Source organism: Alteromonas sp. 38 (genome assembly GCF_902506055.1).
GTDB lineage: Bacteria > Pseudomonadota > Gammaproteobacteria > Enterobacterales > Alteromonadaceae > Alteromonas > Alteromonas lipotrueae.
The window spans coordinates 2,758,484-2,776,309 of the sequence record NZ_LR733300.1 but is presented as its reverse complement, the minus strand read 5'-3'; the positions used below and the strand labels follow the sequence as shown (position 1 = coordinate 2,776,309).

At 45.1% G+C, this 17,826-nt stretch carries 12 protein-coding genes; 9 read left to right on the top strand and 3 right to left on the bottom strand.

The genetic code is table 11. The features are described 5' to 3' along the window. Positions 1–242: 242 nt before the first annotated feature. On the bottom strand, positions 243–1,094 hold the full coding sequence (locus FLAVO9R_RS12065) for a MurR/RpiR family transcriptional regulator (protein WP_126873424.1): 852 nt from the start codon (positions 1,092–1,094) through the stop codon (positions 243–245). A 297-nt stretch (positions 1,095–1,391) separates the two neighbouring features. Between FLAVO9R_RS12065 and zwf the strand changes: the two genes are divergently transcribed. The 5 genes from zwf to FLAVO9R_RS12040 are packed head-to-tail and all read left to right on the top strand — an operon-like array spanning position 1,392 to position 7,022. Next, positions 1,392–2,888, top strand: coding sequence for a glucose-6-phosphate dehydrogenase (zwf, locus tag FLAVO9R_RS12060; RefSeq protein WP_159531611.1), 1,497 nt, complete (start codon positions 1,392–1,394; stop codon positions 2,886–2,888). A gap of 1 nt (position 2,889) precedes the next feature. Further along, a complete protein-coding gene (gene pgl, locus FLAVO9R_RS12055) occupies positions 2,890–3,582 on the top strand; it encodes a 6-phosphogluconolactonase (protein WP_159531609.1) in 693 nt (230 codons plus the stop codon). A gap of 9 nt (positions 3,583–3,591) precedes the next feature. Beyond that, entirely contained in the window at positions 3,592–5,421 is a 1,830-nt protein-coding gene (gene edd, locus FLAVO9R_RS12050; RefSeq protein WP_159531607.1) for a phosphogluconate dehydratase, read from the top strand. Continuing rightward, entirely contained in the window at positions 5,418–6,371 is a 954-nt protein-coding gene (locus tag FLAVO9R_RS12045) for a glucokinase (RefSeq protein ID WP_159531605.1), read from the top strand. The genes edd and FLAVO9R_RS12045 overlap by 4 nt, the downstream gene beginning before the upstream one ends. Positions 6,372–6,374: 3 nt before the next feature. Then, positions 6,375–7,022 (top strand): bifunctional 4-hydroxy-2-oxoglutarate aldolase/2-dehydro-3-deoxy-phosphogluconate aldolase, encoded by a 648-nt coding sequence (locus FLAVO9R_RS12040; RefSeq protein ID WP_129739037.1) that lies wholly within the window; start codon positions 6,375–6,377, stop codon positions 7,020–7,022. Positions 7,023–7,235: 213 nt separating this feature from the next. Here the strand turns inward: FLAVO9R_RS12040 and FLAVO9R_RS12035 are convergent, their stop codons facing one another. Both FLAVO9R_RS12035 and gap read right to left on the bottom strand, forming a co-directional pair. Next, positions 7,236–8,084 (bottom strand): D-hexose-6-phosphate mutarotase, encoded by an 849-nt coding sequence (locus tag FLAVO9R_RS12035; protein WP_159531603.1) that lies wholly within the window; start codon positions 8,082–8,084, stop codon positions 7,236–7,238. Positions 8,085–8,275: 191 nt separating this feature from the next. Further along, on the bottom strand, positions 8,276–9,271 hold the full coding sequence (gene gap, locus FLAVO9R_RS12030; protein WP_159531601.1) for a type I glyceraldehyde-3-phosphate dehydrogenase: 996 nt from the start codon (positions 9,269–9,271) through the stop codon (positions 8,276–8,278). A 240-nt stretch (positions 9,272–9,511) separates the two neighbouring features. On the opposite strand from gap, the gene malQ reads away from it, so the two are divergent. The 4 genes from malQ (at position 9,512) to gndA (ending at position 17,785) form a co-directional block, all read left to right on the top strand. After that, positions 9,512–11,707 (top strand): 4-alpha-glucanotransferase, encoded by a 2,196-nt coding sequence (gene malQ, locus FLAVO9R_RS12025; protein ID WP_159531599.1) that lies wholly within the window; start codon positions 9,512–9,514, stop codon positions 11,705–11,707. 114 nt (positions 11,708–11,821) lie between these two features. Continuing rightward, positions 11,822–14,023: a 1,4-alpha-glucan branching protein GlgB gene (glgB, locus tag FLAVO9R_RS12020; protein ID WP_159531597.1), complete on the top strand. Its 2,202-nt coding sequence runs from the start codon at positions 11,822–11,824 to the stop codon at positions 14,021–14,023. Positions 14,024–14,031: 8 nt separating this feature from the next. After that, the gene (glgX, locus tag FLAVO9R_RS12015; RefSeq protein WP_159531595.1) at positions 14,032–16,119 is read left to right on the top strand and encodes a glycogen debranching protein GlgX; all 2,088 of its coding nucleotides are present in this window, start codon (positions 14,032–14,034) and stop codon (positions 16,117–16,119) included. A 112-nt stretch (positions 16,120–16,231) separates the two neighbouring features. After that, positions 16,232–17,785 (top strand): NADP-dependent phosphogluconate dehydrogenase, encoded by a 1,554-nt coding sequence (gene gndA, locus FLAVO9R_RS12010; RefSeq protein WP_159531593.1) that lies wholly within the window; start codon positions 16,232–16,234, stop codon positions 17,783–17,785. Positions 17,786–17,826: the final 41 nt, after the last annotated feature.

The window sequence follows — 17,826 nt, the reverse complement described above, 5'->3', positions numbered from 1 at the left end:
CCAGTTACGTCATTCACCTCAATAAAGAGTACTAATGCCATTCACTGCCTTTTCTGTATTTTAAATAATCAATAGTTAAGCTTGTTTCACTTAACTAGGGTAGCAGGTATGGTGAAAAAATGTGGTTAATTACCGTATAGGGTAGGGCGCTAGTCGTTTAACAAATCACGACAAATGTAGCCATCCGAGTTAGGCTGCGCAGAATGTGCAGGCGCTAACTCGAATGCAATAACAAGAAGTATCTATTCGTTGCGCTTTTCGTAGCGTGAACCGCGTAAGGTGTCTTTCACCCGCTTTAAATTCTCTCTGAATTTGTTTCCGCGGCGTAGTGTGAACCCGGTGGCCAGCACGTCAATAAGCGTAAGTTGTGCAATTCGAGACGCCATAGGCATATACATATCGGTGTCTTCTGGTACTTCAAGCGACAAAACGTACGTACACTCATGTGACAATGGGCTGTCGGCTGATGTTATACCTACTACTGTTGCATCGTTCATGCGGGCAATCTGTGCAATTTCTACCAAGCTTTTTGTACGGCCGGTATGTGAGATAAGCACCACAACATCACCCGTAGAACAGTTCATGCAACTCATACGCTGCATCAAAATATCCTCAAAGTAGACAACAGGCACGTTGAAGCGGAAAAATTTGTTTAGTGCATCGTGTGCCACAGAGGCAGATGCGCCAAGTCCGAAAAACGAAATTTTCTGTGCTTGGGTTAACAAATCTACAACGCGATTAACCACTTGCACGTCTACAGACTGTCGCGCAACTTCAAGAGAAGCCATGGTCGATTCGAAGATTTTGTTGGTATAATCCTCTGGCCCATCGTTTTCATCAACATGACGGTTTACGTACGGCGTTCCATTTGCGAGACTTTGTGCTAAGTGAAGTTTAAAGTCTGGGAAGCCTTTGGTATCTAACCGTCGACAAAAGCGATTAACAGTCGGCTCACTTACATCCGACATTTTAGCCAAGGTTGCTATACTCGAGTGAATAGCTGTCTGCGGATTCGCAAGGATCACATCAGCCACTTTTCGTTCTGATTTGCTGAATGACGCTTTATTTTGTGTAATTTTTTCTAAAATATTCATACAGAAATAGCAATTAGTAAGGGAAAATTGATGTAGGTTACCCGACTCATAGTACCCAATGTGACGGAAGTGACAAGAAAAATGTAATTTTTTGACATTTTTTATCGCTGACAGGTAACAAAAGGGGTCAAGATAGGGGACTAACCCTTTAATATACAGAAATGAGATTCAATAGCTCCCAAAAGTTGTAATTTTACTACATTTAGTGTTAACTATATGCTAATAACACGTGGATGGCGTTAGAAGGTACGTCTACCTCACGTTAGTTTCACACATACATTTAAAAGGTCGACGAAAATGGTATTGGAAAATTCCTACGAACCCTGTGATTTCGTGCTATTTGGCACATTGGGTGATCTTTCACGACGCAAATTACTGCCGTCATTATATCAGCTTGAGAAAGCAGAGCTCATCCACCCAGACACTACGATTGTAGGTGTAGCCCGCCATGCAATGGAGTTAGAAGACTATATCGCCGAAGTGCATGCCAACTTAGTGAAGTTTGGTGATAAAGCGCTTTGTGAAGAAACGTGGGAGCGTATGAAAGCGCGTCTTCATTATGCGTGTGTCGATATGAAAGATATCGCTAGCTACTGCGTTTTAGAAGACCATGTTGATCCGACTCGTACTATGGTGTGTTACTTAGCAACACCACCTTCTATCTATGGCGATATCTGTCGTGGTTTGCACGGCTGCAAAATTATTGATTCAAGTGTGCGTGTGGTGCTTGAAAAGCCGATTGGTCACGACCTTGAATCTTCAAAGGTAATCAACGAACAAGTTGCCGAATACTTCGACGAGAAACAAATTTACCGTATCGACCATTACTTAGGTAAAGAAACGGTACTTAACCTCGTTGCACTTCGTTTCGCTAACTCTATTTTCGCGACTAATTGGGATCATAACTGTATTGATCATGTCCAGATATCAGTAGCAGAATCGGTCGGTATTGAAGGGCGTTGGGGATATTTTGATGATGCTGGTCAAATGCGCGATATGGTGCAAAACCACTTACTTCAAATTTTAAGCCTAGTGGCCATGGAACCGCCTACCACGCTTGATGCAGATAGCATTCGTGATGAAAAGCTTAAAGTACTTAAAGCATTACGTCCGATCAACTCAAGCAATATTAGCGAAAGCACGGTTCGTGGTCAGTACACCGCAGGTTTCGTCAAAGGTGAAGAAGTACCAGGCTACTTGGAAGAAGAGGGTGCAAACACCCAAAGTAGAACGGAAACCTTTATTGCGATTAAGGCTGAAATAGACAACTGGCGCTGGGCAGGGGTTCCTTTCTACCTTCGCACCGGTAAGCGTATGCCGTCGAAAGTCAGTGAAGTCGTTATTTACTTCAAGCGTCAGCCTCACAACCTGTTTGGCGATAGCTTCAAGAACTTACCGCCGAATAAATTGGTTATTCGTCTTCAGCCAGATGAAGGCGTTGAAATTACGGTAATGAACAAAGTGCCTGGCTTAACCAGTTCTGGTTCTATGGATTTACAAAAATCTAAATTGAACTTGAGCTTCTCTGAAGCCTTTGCCGACGATCGCATCCCTGATGCTTACGAAAAGCTACTTCTTGAAGTGATGTTAGGTAATCAGGCGCTGTTTGTTCGCCGCGATGAAATAGAACAAGCCTGGACATGGGTTGATTCAATTCTAGAAGCATGGAAATCGTCTAATGAACCACCAGAGCCTTATCAAGCGGGCACGTGGGGACCGGTAGATTCAATTGGCCTATTGGCTCGAGCCAATCGCAGTTGGTACGAGAGTAAAACGGCAAGGAAGAAGAAATAATATGGCATTAACAACCCTTTCATTCGAAACACCCGATGCACTTACCTCAGCATTTGCTGAAGACCTAGTGAGTATTCTTAACACGGGCATTAAAACCCGCGGACGTGCATCACTCGTGGTGAGCGGTGGCAGAACGCCGCTTGCTTTGTTCAAGCAATTGAGCGAAACCGACATAGAGTGGGACAAGGTAGACATTACCCTTGCCGACGAACGTTGGGTGGAAGAAGGCCATGAAGCCAGTAATACCAGCTTAGTAAAAGCGAACCTTATTCAAAATAAAGCAAGTGCAGCACATTTCGTTGAATTAAAAAGTGATGTCGACGATGCCAGTGAAGGCGTAAATGCTGCTGAAACCGCGATTGCTAGTATGTCCCAGCCTTTTGATGCGCTTATTTTAGGCATGGGTGAAGACGGTCATACTGCGTCGCTATTCCCTTGTTCTGAGCAAGTCAACGATGGCTTGAGCATGAACAGCGGTCGCACGTGTATTGCTGTACAACCTACAACTGCACCCCATCAACGTATTTCACTTACGTTGCCGGCGTTGCTAAATAGTCGACATATTTTTCTGCATTTAACCGGTGATAAGAAAAAGCACGTACTGCTTGATGCACTGGATAATGCTACCGAAGCGCAAAAGCCCATCACGGCCGTGGTAAACAGAGCCCCGGTAACCTTGATGTGGGCGCCATAGGAGACAATGATGGATTCAAGAATTGCAGAAGTTACGCAGCGTATTATAGAGCGTAGCAAAGACAGCCGTAAGGCCTACTTAGAAAAAATTGAACACGCGCGCCGCCAAGGCCCTCACCGTGGTGTGCTTTCTTGCGGTAACCTAGCGCACGGTTTTGCAGCCTGTGGAACAGAAGAAAAATCTGATCTGCGCTCGATGACCAAAGCGAACGTGGCGATTGTATCTGCTTACAACGACATGCTTTCGGCGCACCAGCCATACGAAACGTATCCAGCGATAATTCGCGATGCAGTAAAAAGCGTAGGTAGCGTGGCTCAGTTTGCTGGCGGTGTTCCCGCTATGTGTGATGGTGTGACTCAAGGTCAAACCGGTATGGATTTGAGCTTAATGAGCCGTGACAACATTGCCCAAGGGGCTGCTATTGCGCTCTCGCACAATATGTTCGACTCAACCCTTATGCTAGGTATTTGCGATAAAATCGTACCTGGATTATTAATGGGTGCGTTAAGCTTTGGTCACTTGCCAACGGTCTTTGTGCCCGCGGGTCCTATGCCTTCTGGCTTACCGAATAAAGAAAAAGCGCGTGTTCGCCAAGAATACGCAGAAGGTAAAGTAGGGCGTGATGCGCTACTTGAAGCTGAATCTCAGTCTTATCATTCTGCGGGTACATGTACTTTCTATGGTACGGCAAACTCTAACCAGTTAGTGGTAGAGATGATGGGCCTCCACTTACCAGGTTCTTCGTTTGTAAACCCAGGTACAGAGCTTCGTGATGCCCTAACGAAAGCGGCTTCTATCCAAGCGACACGTATTACTGATTTAGGCGATACATACCGCCCAATCGGAAATATCGTTGACGCAAAAGCCATTGTTAACGGTTTAGTAGGCTTGCTAGCAACCGGTGGTTCAACGAACCACACCATGCACTTAATCGCCGTTGCACGTTCAGCGGGTTACATCATTAACTGGGATGATTTCTCAGACATTTCTAATGCTGTGCCATTGCTTACTCGTATTTACCCTAATGGCTCTGCTGACATTAACCACTTTGTTGCTGCTGGCGGTATGTCATTGCTTATCAAGCAACTGCTAGATGCCGGGTTGTTACATAACGACGTTAATACAATTTGTGGTGAAGGGCTAGACTTCTACACCAAAGAGCCAATGTTGAAAGACGGTGAGCTTGAATGGCGTGATGGTCCTACTGAGTCTTTAGACAAAGAAGTACTTGCCACGGTAGAAACGCCGTTTAAACCAGATGGTGGATTAAGTGTACTAGAGGGTAACCTTGGTCGCGGTGTCATTAAAACATCAGCGCTTCGCACCCCACATTGCACTATCAAGGCGCCAGCAGTTGTGTTTGAAGATCAGTTTGACTTAGACGCAGCATTTAAAGCGGGCGACTTAGACAAAGATTGCATTGTAGTCGTTCGTTTCCAAGGGCCTTCGGCTATTGGTATGCCAGAACTGCACCGCTTAACACCACCTCTTGGCGTGTTACAAGACAAAGGTTTCAAAGTAGCCTTGGTAACTGACGGTCGAATGTCTGGTGCATCAGGTAAAGTCCCTGCTGCAATTCATGTTACTCCAGAAGCCTATAAAGGCGGTTTGCTTGCTAAAGTACAAGCAGGAGACTTGATTGAGTTGAATACTGAAACGGGCGCACTAACCCTGCATGTTGATGAAGCCACGCTAGAAGCTCGTGAAGCGACACCTGCTGATATTGGCCATCACCATATTGGTATGGGCCGTGAAATGTTCGGCGGTATGCGTGCCATCCTAACAGGTGCTGAAGAAGGTGCATGCTCGTTGTTCTACAACCAGGAGCAGGCGCTATGAGCCAGAAGTTTGTGGCCGATGTAGGGGGCACTAACATTCGCGTTGCTCGGGTTACCGAAACAGGCGTAGCCGATATAAAGAAATATATGTGTAATGATTTTGCCAGTATCGACTTGGCAATTTCACAGTATTTTACCGATATGCCTGAATACCAATTCACCGAAGGGTGCATTGGTATTGCCTGCCCAGTCTTGGGCGACCAAGTGGTGATGACTAACCATAGCTGGGCGTTTTCGCAAAATGCGCTACGCTCACAGTTAAAATTAGACTCACTGTTTGTGATCAACGACTTTACCGCAGTAGCACATTCATTACCGGTATTGAATGAGTCACAGGTTGTCCAAATTGGTGATGGCACGGCGAAAGCCGGTGGCAATATTGCGGTATTTGGCCCGGGTACTGGCTTGGGTGTAGAGCATATCACTATGACCTCTTCTGGGTGGCAAACCCTAGACGGCGAGGGTGGTCATGTTGACTTCTCTCCCGTTGATGAAACCGATGTTGTGGTGTGGCGTCACCTGCAAAAGAGTTTTGGCCGCGCTTCTGCCGAAGAAGTAATGTCAGGCAGGGGATTACATAATATCTATACCGCACTAGCACAAGATGCAGGTAAAGAGGCTACATTCGCTGAACCTGCTCAAATTACCGAAGCCGCATTAGCAGGTACCTGTGATATTGCTGCTGCCACGTTAACGCAGTTCTGCAGAATTATGGGCAGCTTTGCCGGTAATTTGGCGTTAAATATGGCCACAACAGGTGGCGTTTTTATCGGCGGTGGTATAGCTAACCGTTTCCCTAAATTCATTCAAAATAGTGACTTTAGAGCTCGTTTCGAAGCGAAAGGGCAAATGAAGCACTATGTGAAAGATATTCCTACTTATTTGATAGCAGAGCCTGATCACGGCTTATTAGGTGCAGCTGCTTATCTTCAACAACATACTGCGAGCTGATTTATGACAAGTAAATGGAAATATTCGCCAGCTGATATCTTTGCTGCTGGCCCTGTTGTACCTGTATTGGTTATCAACGATGTGGAAAAAGCAGTTCCGCTAGCAAAAGCGCTAATGGCCGGCGGTATTAAAGTATTGGAAGTAACCCTTCGTACGCCAGCTGCCATTGACGTAATTAAACGTATTGCTGACGAAGTGCCTGATTCGCTTATCGGTGCTGGAACAGTAACAAATGCACAGCAGCTTAAAGCGGTTATTGAAGCGGGTGCTAAATTTGCAATTAGCCCTGGCATGACAGCTGATTTGCTAAAAGCGGGTATGGAAGCAGAAATTCCACTTATCCCAGGTATTTCATCAACGTCTGAACTAATGAAAGGGAAAGACGCGGGTTACACCCATATGAAATTCTTCCCAGCTGAAGCGTCTGGTGGAGTGAAAGCGATAAAAGCGATCAGTGGCCCATTCCCCGAGTTTACGTTCTGCCCAACAGGTGGCATTGGCCCAGGTAACTACAATGATTACCTTGCCCTTAAGAATGTTGTTTGTGTTGGTGGCTCGTGGTTAGCGCCAGACGATGCCATTGAGTCTGGTGATTGGGATCGTATTACGCAACTTGCCAAAGAAGCCGTTGCGGGTGCCAACATCAGCTAATAAAAATGCTTTATAAAAGCCCCGATAATAATGACTGGTATGATGTCACTTATTATCGGGGCTTTTTTATTAAAGACGATTTACCTGTTATGACGAATAAATCGGGCTAAATGCGGCATTAGTGGGAAGCACTTGTGCTGGCGAGTTCATACTTGTATACATTTGTATTTACCAATAAGCACGCAGTATGCCGTTAGACGGCGCGCTAAAGCATTATACAGGCGTTATCGTTTGCACCATGGCGTGAGACTCACTTGGCTGTAGTGTCTTGCCCTGCGTGATAGACGACTCTACACAAAGCATATGTTTGTAGCCAAACGGATCCATATCAGAAATTGACGCAGCGCCCTGCCATGGGTTCCAAACCACCAATGAGTCGTGGCCTTTTGAACCTACATCGGTAAATGGTGTATCTTTTACCACAATAGACGCTTTCTCTACCGCACTCATATGAATACGGTCAGTCTCTGCCGTAAAGGTATAGTTCTCAGGTGTGGGTTTTATCGTCCAGTCATCCAGTTTATCTTTATAGTCGCCGGTTAAGCCTAAAAGGCGAACCGCTTGAATATGATCAACATGGAAGTAACTGTGTAACGCACAGTTGTAGGTAAATGGCACTACGCCTGTGTTTTCCGTTATTAACGACACGGTGAGGGTATCACCTATCGTAATTGATAGGGTAACCGCACAGTCATGTTCAAACCCTTCTGCTCTTGTGAAGGAAGGGGTAAGCGTAATATGCGTGCCAGTTTCATCTTCACTAGATGATGTTAATTGCCACACTTGTGTGCGCAAAAAACCATGGGAAGGTAGCTCACCTTTCGCTTTACCATGGTCATCACTAAACCATGGCCAGCAGACAGGTATTCCGCCACGAATGGGGCGTTCACCGTTAAGGTAGGCATGGGGGCTCACCCATAAGCGTTCTTGTTCATCTTTTTTGGGAATAAAAGATAAAACATGTCCACCAAATAAACTGATTTTTGCTGAAGCGAGGTGGTTATCTACCTCTAAAAACGTCAATCCGTTTGATTCGCTTACTTGCAATGATTCTGTTGACATAAATCCTCCATGAAGCAACGTGTTGATTGTACCGTTGTCGAGATTTCCACAAGGTCCCGCATTACCATTTAATAATGGCTCATTGTGCAATGAAAACAAAAAAGGTGCGAATATTATTCGCACCTTTTTTCAGTCTATTAACAATGTCTTCAATAACTGACCAATAGTGTTGCCGTTATTGATAAACGTGATTACTTAGAAATGTGAGCAACCAAGTCTAGAACTTTGTTTGAATAGCCCCATTCGTTGTCGTACCAAGAGATAACTTTTACGAATGTGTCAGTAAGTGCAATACCTGCTGTTGCATCAAAAATTGACGTATTGGCGTTGCCGATAAAGTCATTTGATACTACCGCGTCTTCAGTATAGCTCATGATACCTTTAAGCTCGCCTTCAGACGCTTCTTTCATTGCCGCACAAATAGCGTCGTAGCTAGTTGGTGTGGCTAGGTTAACAGTAAGGTCAACCACTGAAACGTTTGGTGTAGGTACGCGGAAAGCCATACCTGTTAGTTTTCCGTTAAGCGCAGGAATAACTTTACCTACTGCTTTAGCGGCACCAGTAGACGAAGGAATGATGTTTTGGCCAGCACCACGACCGCCACGCCAGTCTTTCATAGAAGGACCGTCAACGGTTTTCTGTGTAGCTGTAGTCGCGTGTACTGTGGTCATTAGGCCATCTACAATACCGAACTTATCGTTAAGTACTTTTGCTAGAGGCGCTAGACAGTTAGTGGTGCACGATGCGTTTGAGACAATAGTTTCACCCGCGTAGCTTTCATCGTTAACACCCATAACGAACATAGGCGTGTCGTCTTTAGAAGGTGCAGACATAACCACTTTCTTAGCACCTGCCTCGATGTGCTTAGCAGCAGTTTCTTTAGTAAGGAACAAACCAGTCGATTCAACTACCACGTCTACATCTACTTCATTCCATTTAAGGTCTGAAGGATCTCTTTCAGAGGTGATGCGAATGGTTTTGCCGTTTACAACTAAGGCGTTGTTGTCTACTTTAACTTCACCGTCGAATAAACCGTGCGTTGAATCGTATTTTAACAAGTAGGCAATGTAATCTGTATCTAATAAGTCGTTAATAGCAACTACTTCGATGTCTTCACGGGCAGCAGCCGCGCGCATTACTAAGCGACCAATGCGACCAAAACCGTTAATACCGATGCGAATTGTCATGACGTACCTCGATTATTTTTGAATATGAAAATAAATTACGTAAAGTATGGATCAAAATGCCATAATTGGCAAAACAAAAACGCTAAACTGTTGGAAAGTTACGAACAACAGCTTATGCAATCGTATTCAGTTTTCATAGCGCGACTGTTTCTAGAATAATGTTAATATTTTGTACGTATAAGCAAATTTGCTTTGTGCAAATTAAGCGTGCCTCTCACAGGAATACAGGAACAAGTTACGATGACACAAGATCTTCTGCAACAACTGGTTGAAATGCGTGGAATAGAGACTCAATATGTCGACGCATGGGGCAAACCAGCAACCATCGCAGAGTCAAGTAAAGCCAAATTACTTAACGTGCTGGGTTATGACACCGCCAGTGAAGAAAAGATTCAGTCGCAAATTATAGACGACATTAGCTCAGTGTGGTTATCTCCTCTGAACCCTGTTCAAGTGGTTCGTAACGATGAAGCTATTGTTGTCGTTGTGCGCCTACCTATAGAACTTGTAAACGATGAACATGTCATTACAGTTCAGTGTGAAAACGGAGAAATTGAAAAACATACGTTTACACCGGTAGACCAAGAAATGACGACGATGGCACACATCGATGAGGTGGAGTTCCATGAATACATGGTGTCGTTGCCACTTACCTTACCGCTTGGTTATCACACTATAGCGTTAAGTGCTGACGACGATCAGTTTGCCGAGTCTCGCATCATTGTTGCGCCTAAAGCCTGCTACACCCCTGAGCCTATAGCGGCCGGTAAAAAGATTTGGGGATTAAGTGTGCAGCTTTATTGTGTACGTAGTGAAAAGAACTGGGGGATAGGTGATTTCTCCGATCTTGCAACACTAATTGAAAAAGCCGCAGGGGTAGGAGCTGATTTTATCGGCCTTAACCCTATTCATGCACTTTATCCAGCAAATCCTGACGCGTGTTCTCCTTATGGGCCGAGCTCTCGTCGTTGGCTAAATTACTTGTATATTGATGCTTCTGCTGTTGAAGGTTTTGATGATGACAGTGTTCAAGCCGTGGTGAATGCTGAAGATTTTCAAAAAACGCTGAGTCATGCTCGTGCAACTGAGCATGTAGATTATGAAGCTGTCGCACATATTAAATTGGCGGCGTTAAAAGCGGTATTTGATGTCTACGATGCTCGCCACCTCAGAAAAAATACCAAGCAAAATAAAGCATTCAAGGCGTTTATAGCACAAGGTGGCGAAAGCTTAGACATGCTGGCGGTATACGATGCGCTTCAATCTCATTTAAAAGCGAAAGGAAAAGACTGTTGGGGATGGCCTGTATTTCCTGAAGAATACAAAGACTACCATAACCCTGCTGTTGCGAAATTCAAAAAAGCCAATGCCAGCGAAGTAAAGTTCTATTTGTTCTTACAATGGGTAGCGGCGCAACAGTTAGAAGCGGCAAGTAGCAAAGCCTCTGACTGCGGTATGACAATTGGTTTATATCGAGACCTTGCGGTTGGGGTGAGTGAAGGTAGCGCAGAAATTTGGGGTAACAAAGATTTGTACTGCACCGATGCCAGCGTGGGTGCTCCACCTGATATCTTAGGGCCTTTGGGGCAGAACTGGGGGCTTCCTCCTATGGATCCTCGTAAGCTCTACGAACAGGCTTACCAGCCAATCATTGACTTATTTGCAGCCAATATGGCGTCGTCGGGATCCCTCCGTATTGATCACGTAATGGCATTGCTACGATTGTGGTGGGTTGTCAAAGGTGATGACGCGAAAGAGGGGGGGTACGTGTATTACCCTGTTGATGATTTGTTGGGCATCTTAGCCCTTGAAAGCCATCGTAACCAAAGCCTCGTCATAGGCGAAGATTTAGGTACTGTACCAGAAGAAATTCGTAGCAAGTTGGCAGACAATGGTGTGTATTCATACCGTGTATTTTTCTTTGAACAAGCAGAGGACGGCGGTTTCTTCTCGCCAAGCCATTACCCCGTGCAGTCTATGTCTACGCTTACTACACACGACATGCCTACGCTTATAGGTTACTGGCATTGTTTAGACTTGGCGCTAGGTAAAGACATTGGCCTTTATCCTACAGATGAAATTCTGCAAACCCTTTATACTGACCGTCACGCGAATAAGCAGTCTATATTGGACTCACTACATGGACATCTCTCGGTAGCGGATAATGTAGGTAGAGATGTGAACTCTACAGGCATGACAGCAGAACTTAGCCAAGGTATGCAAGTGCACATGGCTGGCGGTTCTAGTGCGTTGCTAAGTTTGCAGTTAGAAGATTGGTTACAAATGGACAAGCCCGTGAATATTCCAGGTACGTTTAATGAGTACCCTAACTGGCGTAGAAAGCTGACCAGGAATGTTGAGGCTATTTTCGAGACTCATGATATAACAGAGTTGGCAGCACAATTAACGCAAGCACGCAAACAAGCCAGTGCTTAAATTATAATTTTCATTTTCTAACGTGAACATGTTGGCGTGCAATTATGCACGCCTTTGCCTAATATAAGGGCAGTAAACCCGCGTTTTCTTGCGGGTTTTTAATAGGAGTAGCAGATGCAGGTAACGCGGATAAAACAGATAGCGCAGCAATTAGAACATGCAACATGTTCTCAGCCGTTTTCCGTTCTTGGGCCAATTGAAATAGGAAGTAAAACTAAGATTCGAGTATGGCGTCCAGACGCTTCATCTATCGAAATAAGTTGGCCAGATACCGCATTACAAAAGGTTATGTTAAAACCGCTCATTGAAGCTGGTTTATTTGAAGGCGAAATCACAAAAGCACAATGCACACAGATTTATTCGGTGACTATCACCAATAAAGCTGGTAGCTATACCTATTGCGACCCGTATCAATTCGCTGATAATGCTTACCACGCTGTGCACTATATAGACAGCAAACCAGAGAATTTGTATCACCAAGCCGGTGCTCAACTCATTACCGTTACGCCTGAAGAGGGGGAGGCACTGGCTGCCACCCGTTTTTGCGTTTACGCGCCAAACGCTTCGTCAGTTTCATTAATTGGTGACTTTAATCAATGGGACGGGCGCTTACATCCAATGGAAAAAACCTCATTGGGGTACTGGGTGTTAGTTGTCCCTGACTTGGGCGAAGGCGAACGTTACAAATACCAAGTAAAAGATGCCCACGGGCATGAGTTACCGCATAAAACAGACCCTTTAGGTTTTAGCGCTGAGCAGTATCCTTCTCATGCGTCAAAAATATTTAACCACGATAAGTACCAGTGGCAAGACGATGCGTGGCTTGCATCCCGTAAACAAAATAAATACGCGAATGCTATGAGTATTTACGAAGTGCACTTAGGCTCGTGGAAGCGTCCTGATGCAGACAGTGGGCAGCGTTATTTAACTTACGAAGAATTGGCCGACGACCTAATTCCTTACGCAAAGGAGATGGGCTATACCCACCTTGAGCTATTACCAGTTTCAGAATTTCCGTTTGATGGGTCGTGGGGATATCAGCCAGTGGGCATGTTTGCGCCAACGAGCCGTTTTGGTAACCCTGATGCATTTAAATACTTTGTCGATAAGTGCCACCAAGCAGGTTTAGGGGTAATTATTGATTGGGTACCCGCACACTTCCCAGAAGACGGCCATGGTCTTGCGCGCTTCGATGGAAGCCATGTTTATGAATATGAAGATCCAAGACGAGGCTGGCATCCAGATTGGAATTCGTGCATCTATGATTTTGGCAAACAAACCGTTCGCCAGTTTCTGGTTGCCAATGCATTATTCTGGTTAGACAAGTTTCATGTGGATGGATTACGAGTCGATGCGGTTGCTTCTATGCTTTATCTCGATTACTCCCGCAATGAAGGCGAGTGGATACCGAATATTGACGGTGGAAACGAGAATTACGAAGCCATCAGCTTGCTGCGTTGGATGAATGAAGAAGTGTATAAGCACTATCCTGACGTAATGACAATCGCCGAAGAATCCACGTCTTTTCCGAAAGTATCACGGCCAGTGTTTGAAGGTGGGTTAGGTTTTGGTTTTAAGTGGAATATGGGGTGGATGCACGATTCTTTAACCTATATCGCAAAAGACCCTGCTTACCGTAATTATCATCACGGCGAAATTACCTTCAGTATGGTTTACGCTTTTGATGAAAACTTTGTTTTGCCAATATCTCACGATGAAGTAGTACACGGTAAAGGCAGCTTATTACACAAAATGCCTGGTGATGAATGGCAGCAGGCCGCTAATTTACGTTGTTATACTGGCTTTATGTTCGGTCACCCAGGTAAGAAATTAAGCTTCATGGGCAATGAATTTGCTCAAAGCAAAGAATGGAACCATGACACAAGCCTCAATTGGCACCTTTTGGAGCATAAAAAGCACAAGGGTATTCAAAGTTTGTATAAAGCCTTAAATCAGTTTTATACCCATACCCCTGCGATGTACGAACAAGATCATACTCACACCGGTTTTGCATGGATTGACCATGAAAATGCCGACCAAAGCGTGGTGTCTTTTGTTCGCACGTCTTTAGATGGTAAGCAAAAGGTATATGTCATTTGTAACTTTACGCCTATCCCCAGAGAACATTACCGCGTAGGTGTTGATGGGGCGGGTGAGCTGTCGCTTGCACTAAATACTGATAGTCAGGTATTTTGGGGCAGCGATTATCCGGTGGACAGCCATGTCACGCCTACGCCGGTAGCATGGAATAACCGAGATCACTCGATTAGTATTAATTTACCCCCTTTATCTACTGTATTTTACATCACGAAATAGGAATTACGTTGGACGCGAAACAGAACGTCACAAAGGCAAGCCATGTTTTATTGGGTGAAGCGTTTCCATTAGGTGCTACGCCCTATGATGATGGCTGTAACTTCGCCGTTTATGCGCCAGATGCGAAAGCGGTGGCGTTATGCCTCTTTCACAACGATACCGAAGAGCCTATGGACGAAATATTGCTGCCTGAAAAAAACGGCGATGTCTGGCATGGTTTCTTTCCCAATGTAAAAGCAGGCCATTTATATGGCTATAGAGTAGAACGCGGCGAAGGGCAGCTTCACGGCGTGCCCACCGATAAACTACTTATCGACCCTTATGCGAAAAAACTAAGCAGACCCATTCATTGGGATGCAAGGCAATATAAATTTGACTCGCAATTTATGGTGCCTAAGTGTGTAGTGGTGGCAGATGCCGATTACCCTCAAAGCGCAATCCGCAAGGTCGATATTCCAAAACATAAACGTATTGTTTATGAAGCGCACGTGAAAGGGTTAACAAAGTTACACCCCGATGTGCCAAAAGAACACAGAGGTAAGTACCTTGGTGCGAGCCACCCCGCGGTTATTGCCCACCTAAAAGCGCTAGGCATTACCACGGTTCAGTTCATGCCAATGTGCTCATTTATGCCAGAGCCTTACATTACGGAAAAAGGATTAACTAACTACTGGGGGTATAACCCTGTTAACTTTTTCGCGCCTGAACCTCGCTATGCCAGCAAAGATGCGTTGTCTGAAATTAAGCATATGGTTGATGAATACCATAAAGCGGGGCTTGAGGTGATTATAGATGTGGTATACAACCACACGGCAGAGGGCGGTAAAGGCGGCCCTATTTTGTCATATAAAGGTTTCTGCCCTTATCAAGCGTATCTGTTAGAACAAACTAAGCGGGGAGAGTTGGTTTATTCGAATCACTCTGGCTGCGGTAATACAGTACACACGTCTCATCCTTACATGATGACGCTCATCTTAGACGCCATGCGTTTTTGGGCGACCACTATCGGCGTAGATGGCTTTCGTTTTGACTTAGCGGTAACCCTAGGGCGCGAGCCTCAAGCGTACAATAAATATGCTGGGCTAATTCGCGCCATCGGACAAGATCCGGTATTAAAGCAAACGGTTTTGCTGGCCGAACCCTGGGACATCGGGCTTGGTGGGTATCAAGTGGGTAACTTCCCCACGCCTTGGCTAGAAGTGAACGATAAGTACCGAGACACGGCGCGGGCGTTTTGGCGCGGTGACGAAGGTTTAGCGGCCGATTTCGCTACTCGCTTTATGGGGTCTCGCGACTTATTTCACAAAGGCTATCGTCATATTTCCACATCGGTGAATAACATCACTTACCACGATGGTTTTACCCTGCATGATTTAGTGAGTTATGCCGATCGCCATAACCTAGCTAACCTAGAAGAAAATCGTGATGGTCACGGGCATAACTTATCGGCTAATTACGGCGCTGAAGGTGAAACTCAGGATAAAAACATATTGGCCTTGCGTGAACGGCAAAAGCGCAATTTATTTGCCACGCTTATTTTCTCTCAAGGCACGCCGCATATTTTAGGAGGCGATGAACTAAGTCGCACTCAAAACGGGAATAACAACGCCTATTGCCAAGATAATCCAATCAGTTGGACGCAATGGGAAATGAACAAGCGTCAACAGGATTTTCTTAGTTTTTGTCAGTATGTTATTCGCCTTAAACAAGGCTCAACCTTGTTAAGCGAGATAAAACTAGAGGACGACCCTTACTCCTTATCGAAAAATGTCAGCCAAATTAATTGGTTCAAACCTGACGGCACCGATAAAGCCTCTGAAGATTGGAACGTGGCACACAATAAAGCCTTTGGTGTAGAAATTAGAGGGTGTGCGGTGGGTGAGCAAACCCCAGAACATTGGTTTTTGTGTGTCAATGCCAGTGACAACGACGTGAGGTTCAATTTACCAAGTTTATCACCGAACGGGGGGTGGACTTTGCATTTAGATACTCGTTACGCTTCATTAAGCGAGCAACCTAAAATTTGTATTCAAAAGGTATTTTTACAAGCGGGTAAGTCCCTTACCTTGTTTAGTTTTAACGAATTTACCTCGTAAGCTTTACCTCTGACGAAAAAAATAGCATACCGAACGGATATCGGCACGGTATGCTGTTCTTTATTGTTACAGGTGGTATTATGCTCTCCCATCTGAATGTGAGGGTTTTTCTATGCAAAATGAAGGTGGAAATAAGCACGCCACAACAGCGTGTGATATTGGTTTTATCGGTTTAGGCGTAATGGGTAATAACCTTACAATGAACTTGGTAGACCACGGTTATCGAGTAGCATGTTTCGATTTAGATCAGCAAAAGGTCGATGCTATTCTTGCAAAAGACGCCAGTGAGCGTGATGCCAACGCTGAACCTCGTGTTGAAGGTTGTAGCTCTTACACCGAATTACTCAGCAAACTAAAAGCCCCTCATCTTATTATTCTTTCTGTTCCTGCCGGCGACCCTGTCGACCATGTATGTAATCATCTTATTGATGCGGGTATTCATGCCGACGATATCGTCGTTGATACCGGTAATAGCTTATGGACGGACTCAGTTGCACGCGAAGAGCAATACAAAGGCAAGTTTATTTTCTTTTCTACCGCCGTGTCGGGTGGTGAAGTAGGGGCACGCTTCGGGCCATCGTTAATGCCATCGGGCAACCCTTATGCATGGACCCGTATTGAGCCTGTACTTAAAGCAATTGCCGCTAAGGTAGATCCTGAAACAGGTAAACCTCTGGAGAGTTTCGTGCCAGGAAAGCCTATTTTAGAAGGTGAGCCATGTGCTACCTATATTGGCCCTGTTGGCGCAGGCCATTACGTAAAAATGGTGCACAATGGTATTGAATACGCTGATATGCAGCTAATTTGTGAAACCTATCACGTGATGCGTGAAGCATTGCAAATGTCGCCTTCTGACATTGCAGCGGTATTTAAACGTTGGAATGAAGGTAAGCTAAACAGCTACTTAATGGAAATCAGCGCCGAAGTGCTCGACCAACTTGACCCAGACACCAAGCAGCCTCTTGTTGACGTGATTTTAGATAGAGCAGGGCAAAAAGGAACTGGCCTTTGGACTGCGGTGAGTGCATTACAAGTCGGTAGCCCAGCGCAAACCATTACGTCCGCCGTATTTGCGCGCAGCATTTCTAGCTTGAAAGATGAGCGTGTGGCAGCAAGTAAAGTGCTTTCAGGCCCCGAACCTGTGGTTCATTCTGATGAGCAAAAAGAAGACATCATCAATAAATTAGAGCAAGCCTTATACTGCTCTAAAATTTGTGCTTATGCGCAAGGCTTCCAGCTAATGGCTATTGCTGCTAAAGAGCACGGTTGGCAATTAGAGTTTGGTGAAATAGCAAAAATTTGGCGCGCAGGCTGTATTATCCGAGCCGTATTCTTACAGTCTATTTCTAAGGCTTATGAAAACAACGAAGAGTTGTCGAACTTGCTGATGGACCCCTTCTTTGCAAACCAAATTTCTCAATTCCAATCTGATTGGCGTCAGTCAATTGCGCAAGCGACTATTGCTGGTGTGCCGTGTCCCGCTATGATGTCATCATTAAGCTACTATGATTCATATCGCACCGCAGTATTACCGGCTAACTTGCTACAAGGCCAACGAGACTTTTTCGGTGCCCATACTTACCAGCGTGTAGATAAGCCTGCGGGTAAAAAGTATCACTTAGAATGGAGTGATCCCCAACGCCCGCAAACTTCTATAAAACGCTAATACGGGCTTTACACTAATTTGAAAGGTGTGCCAGATTCTTC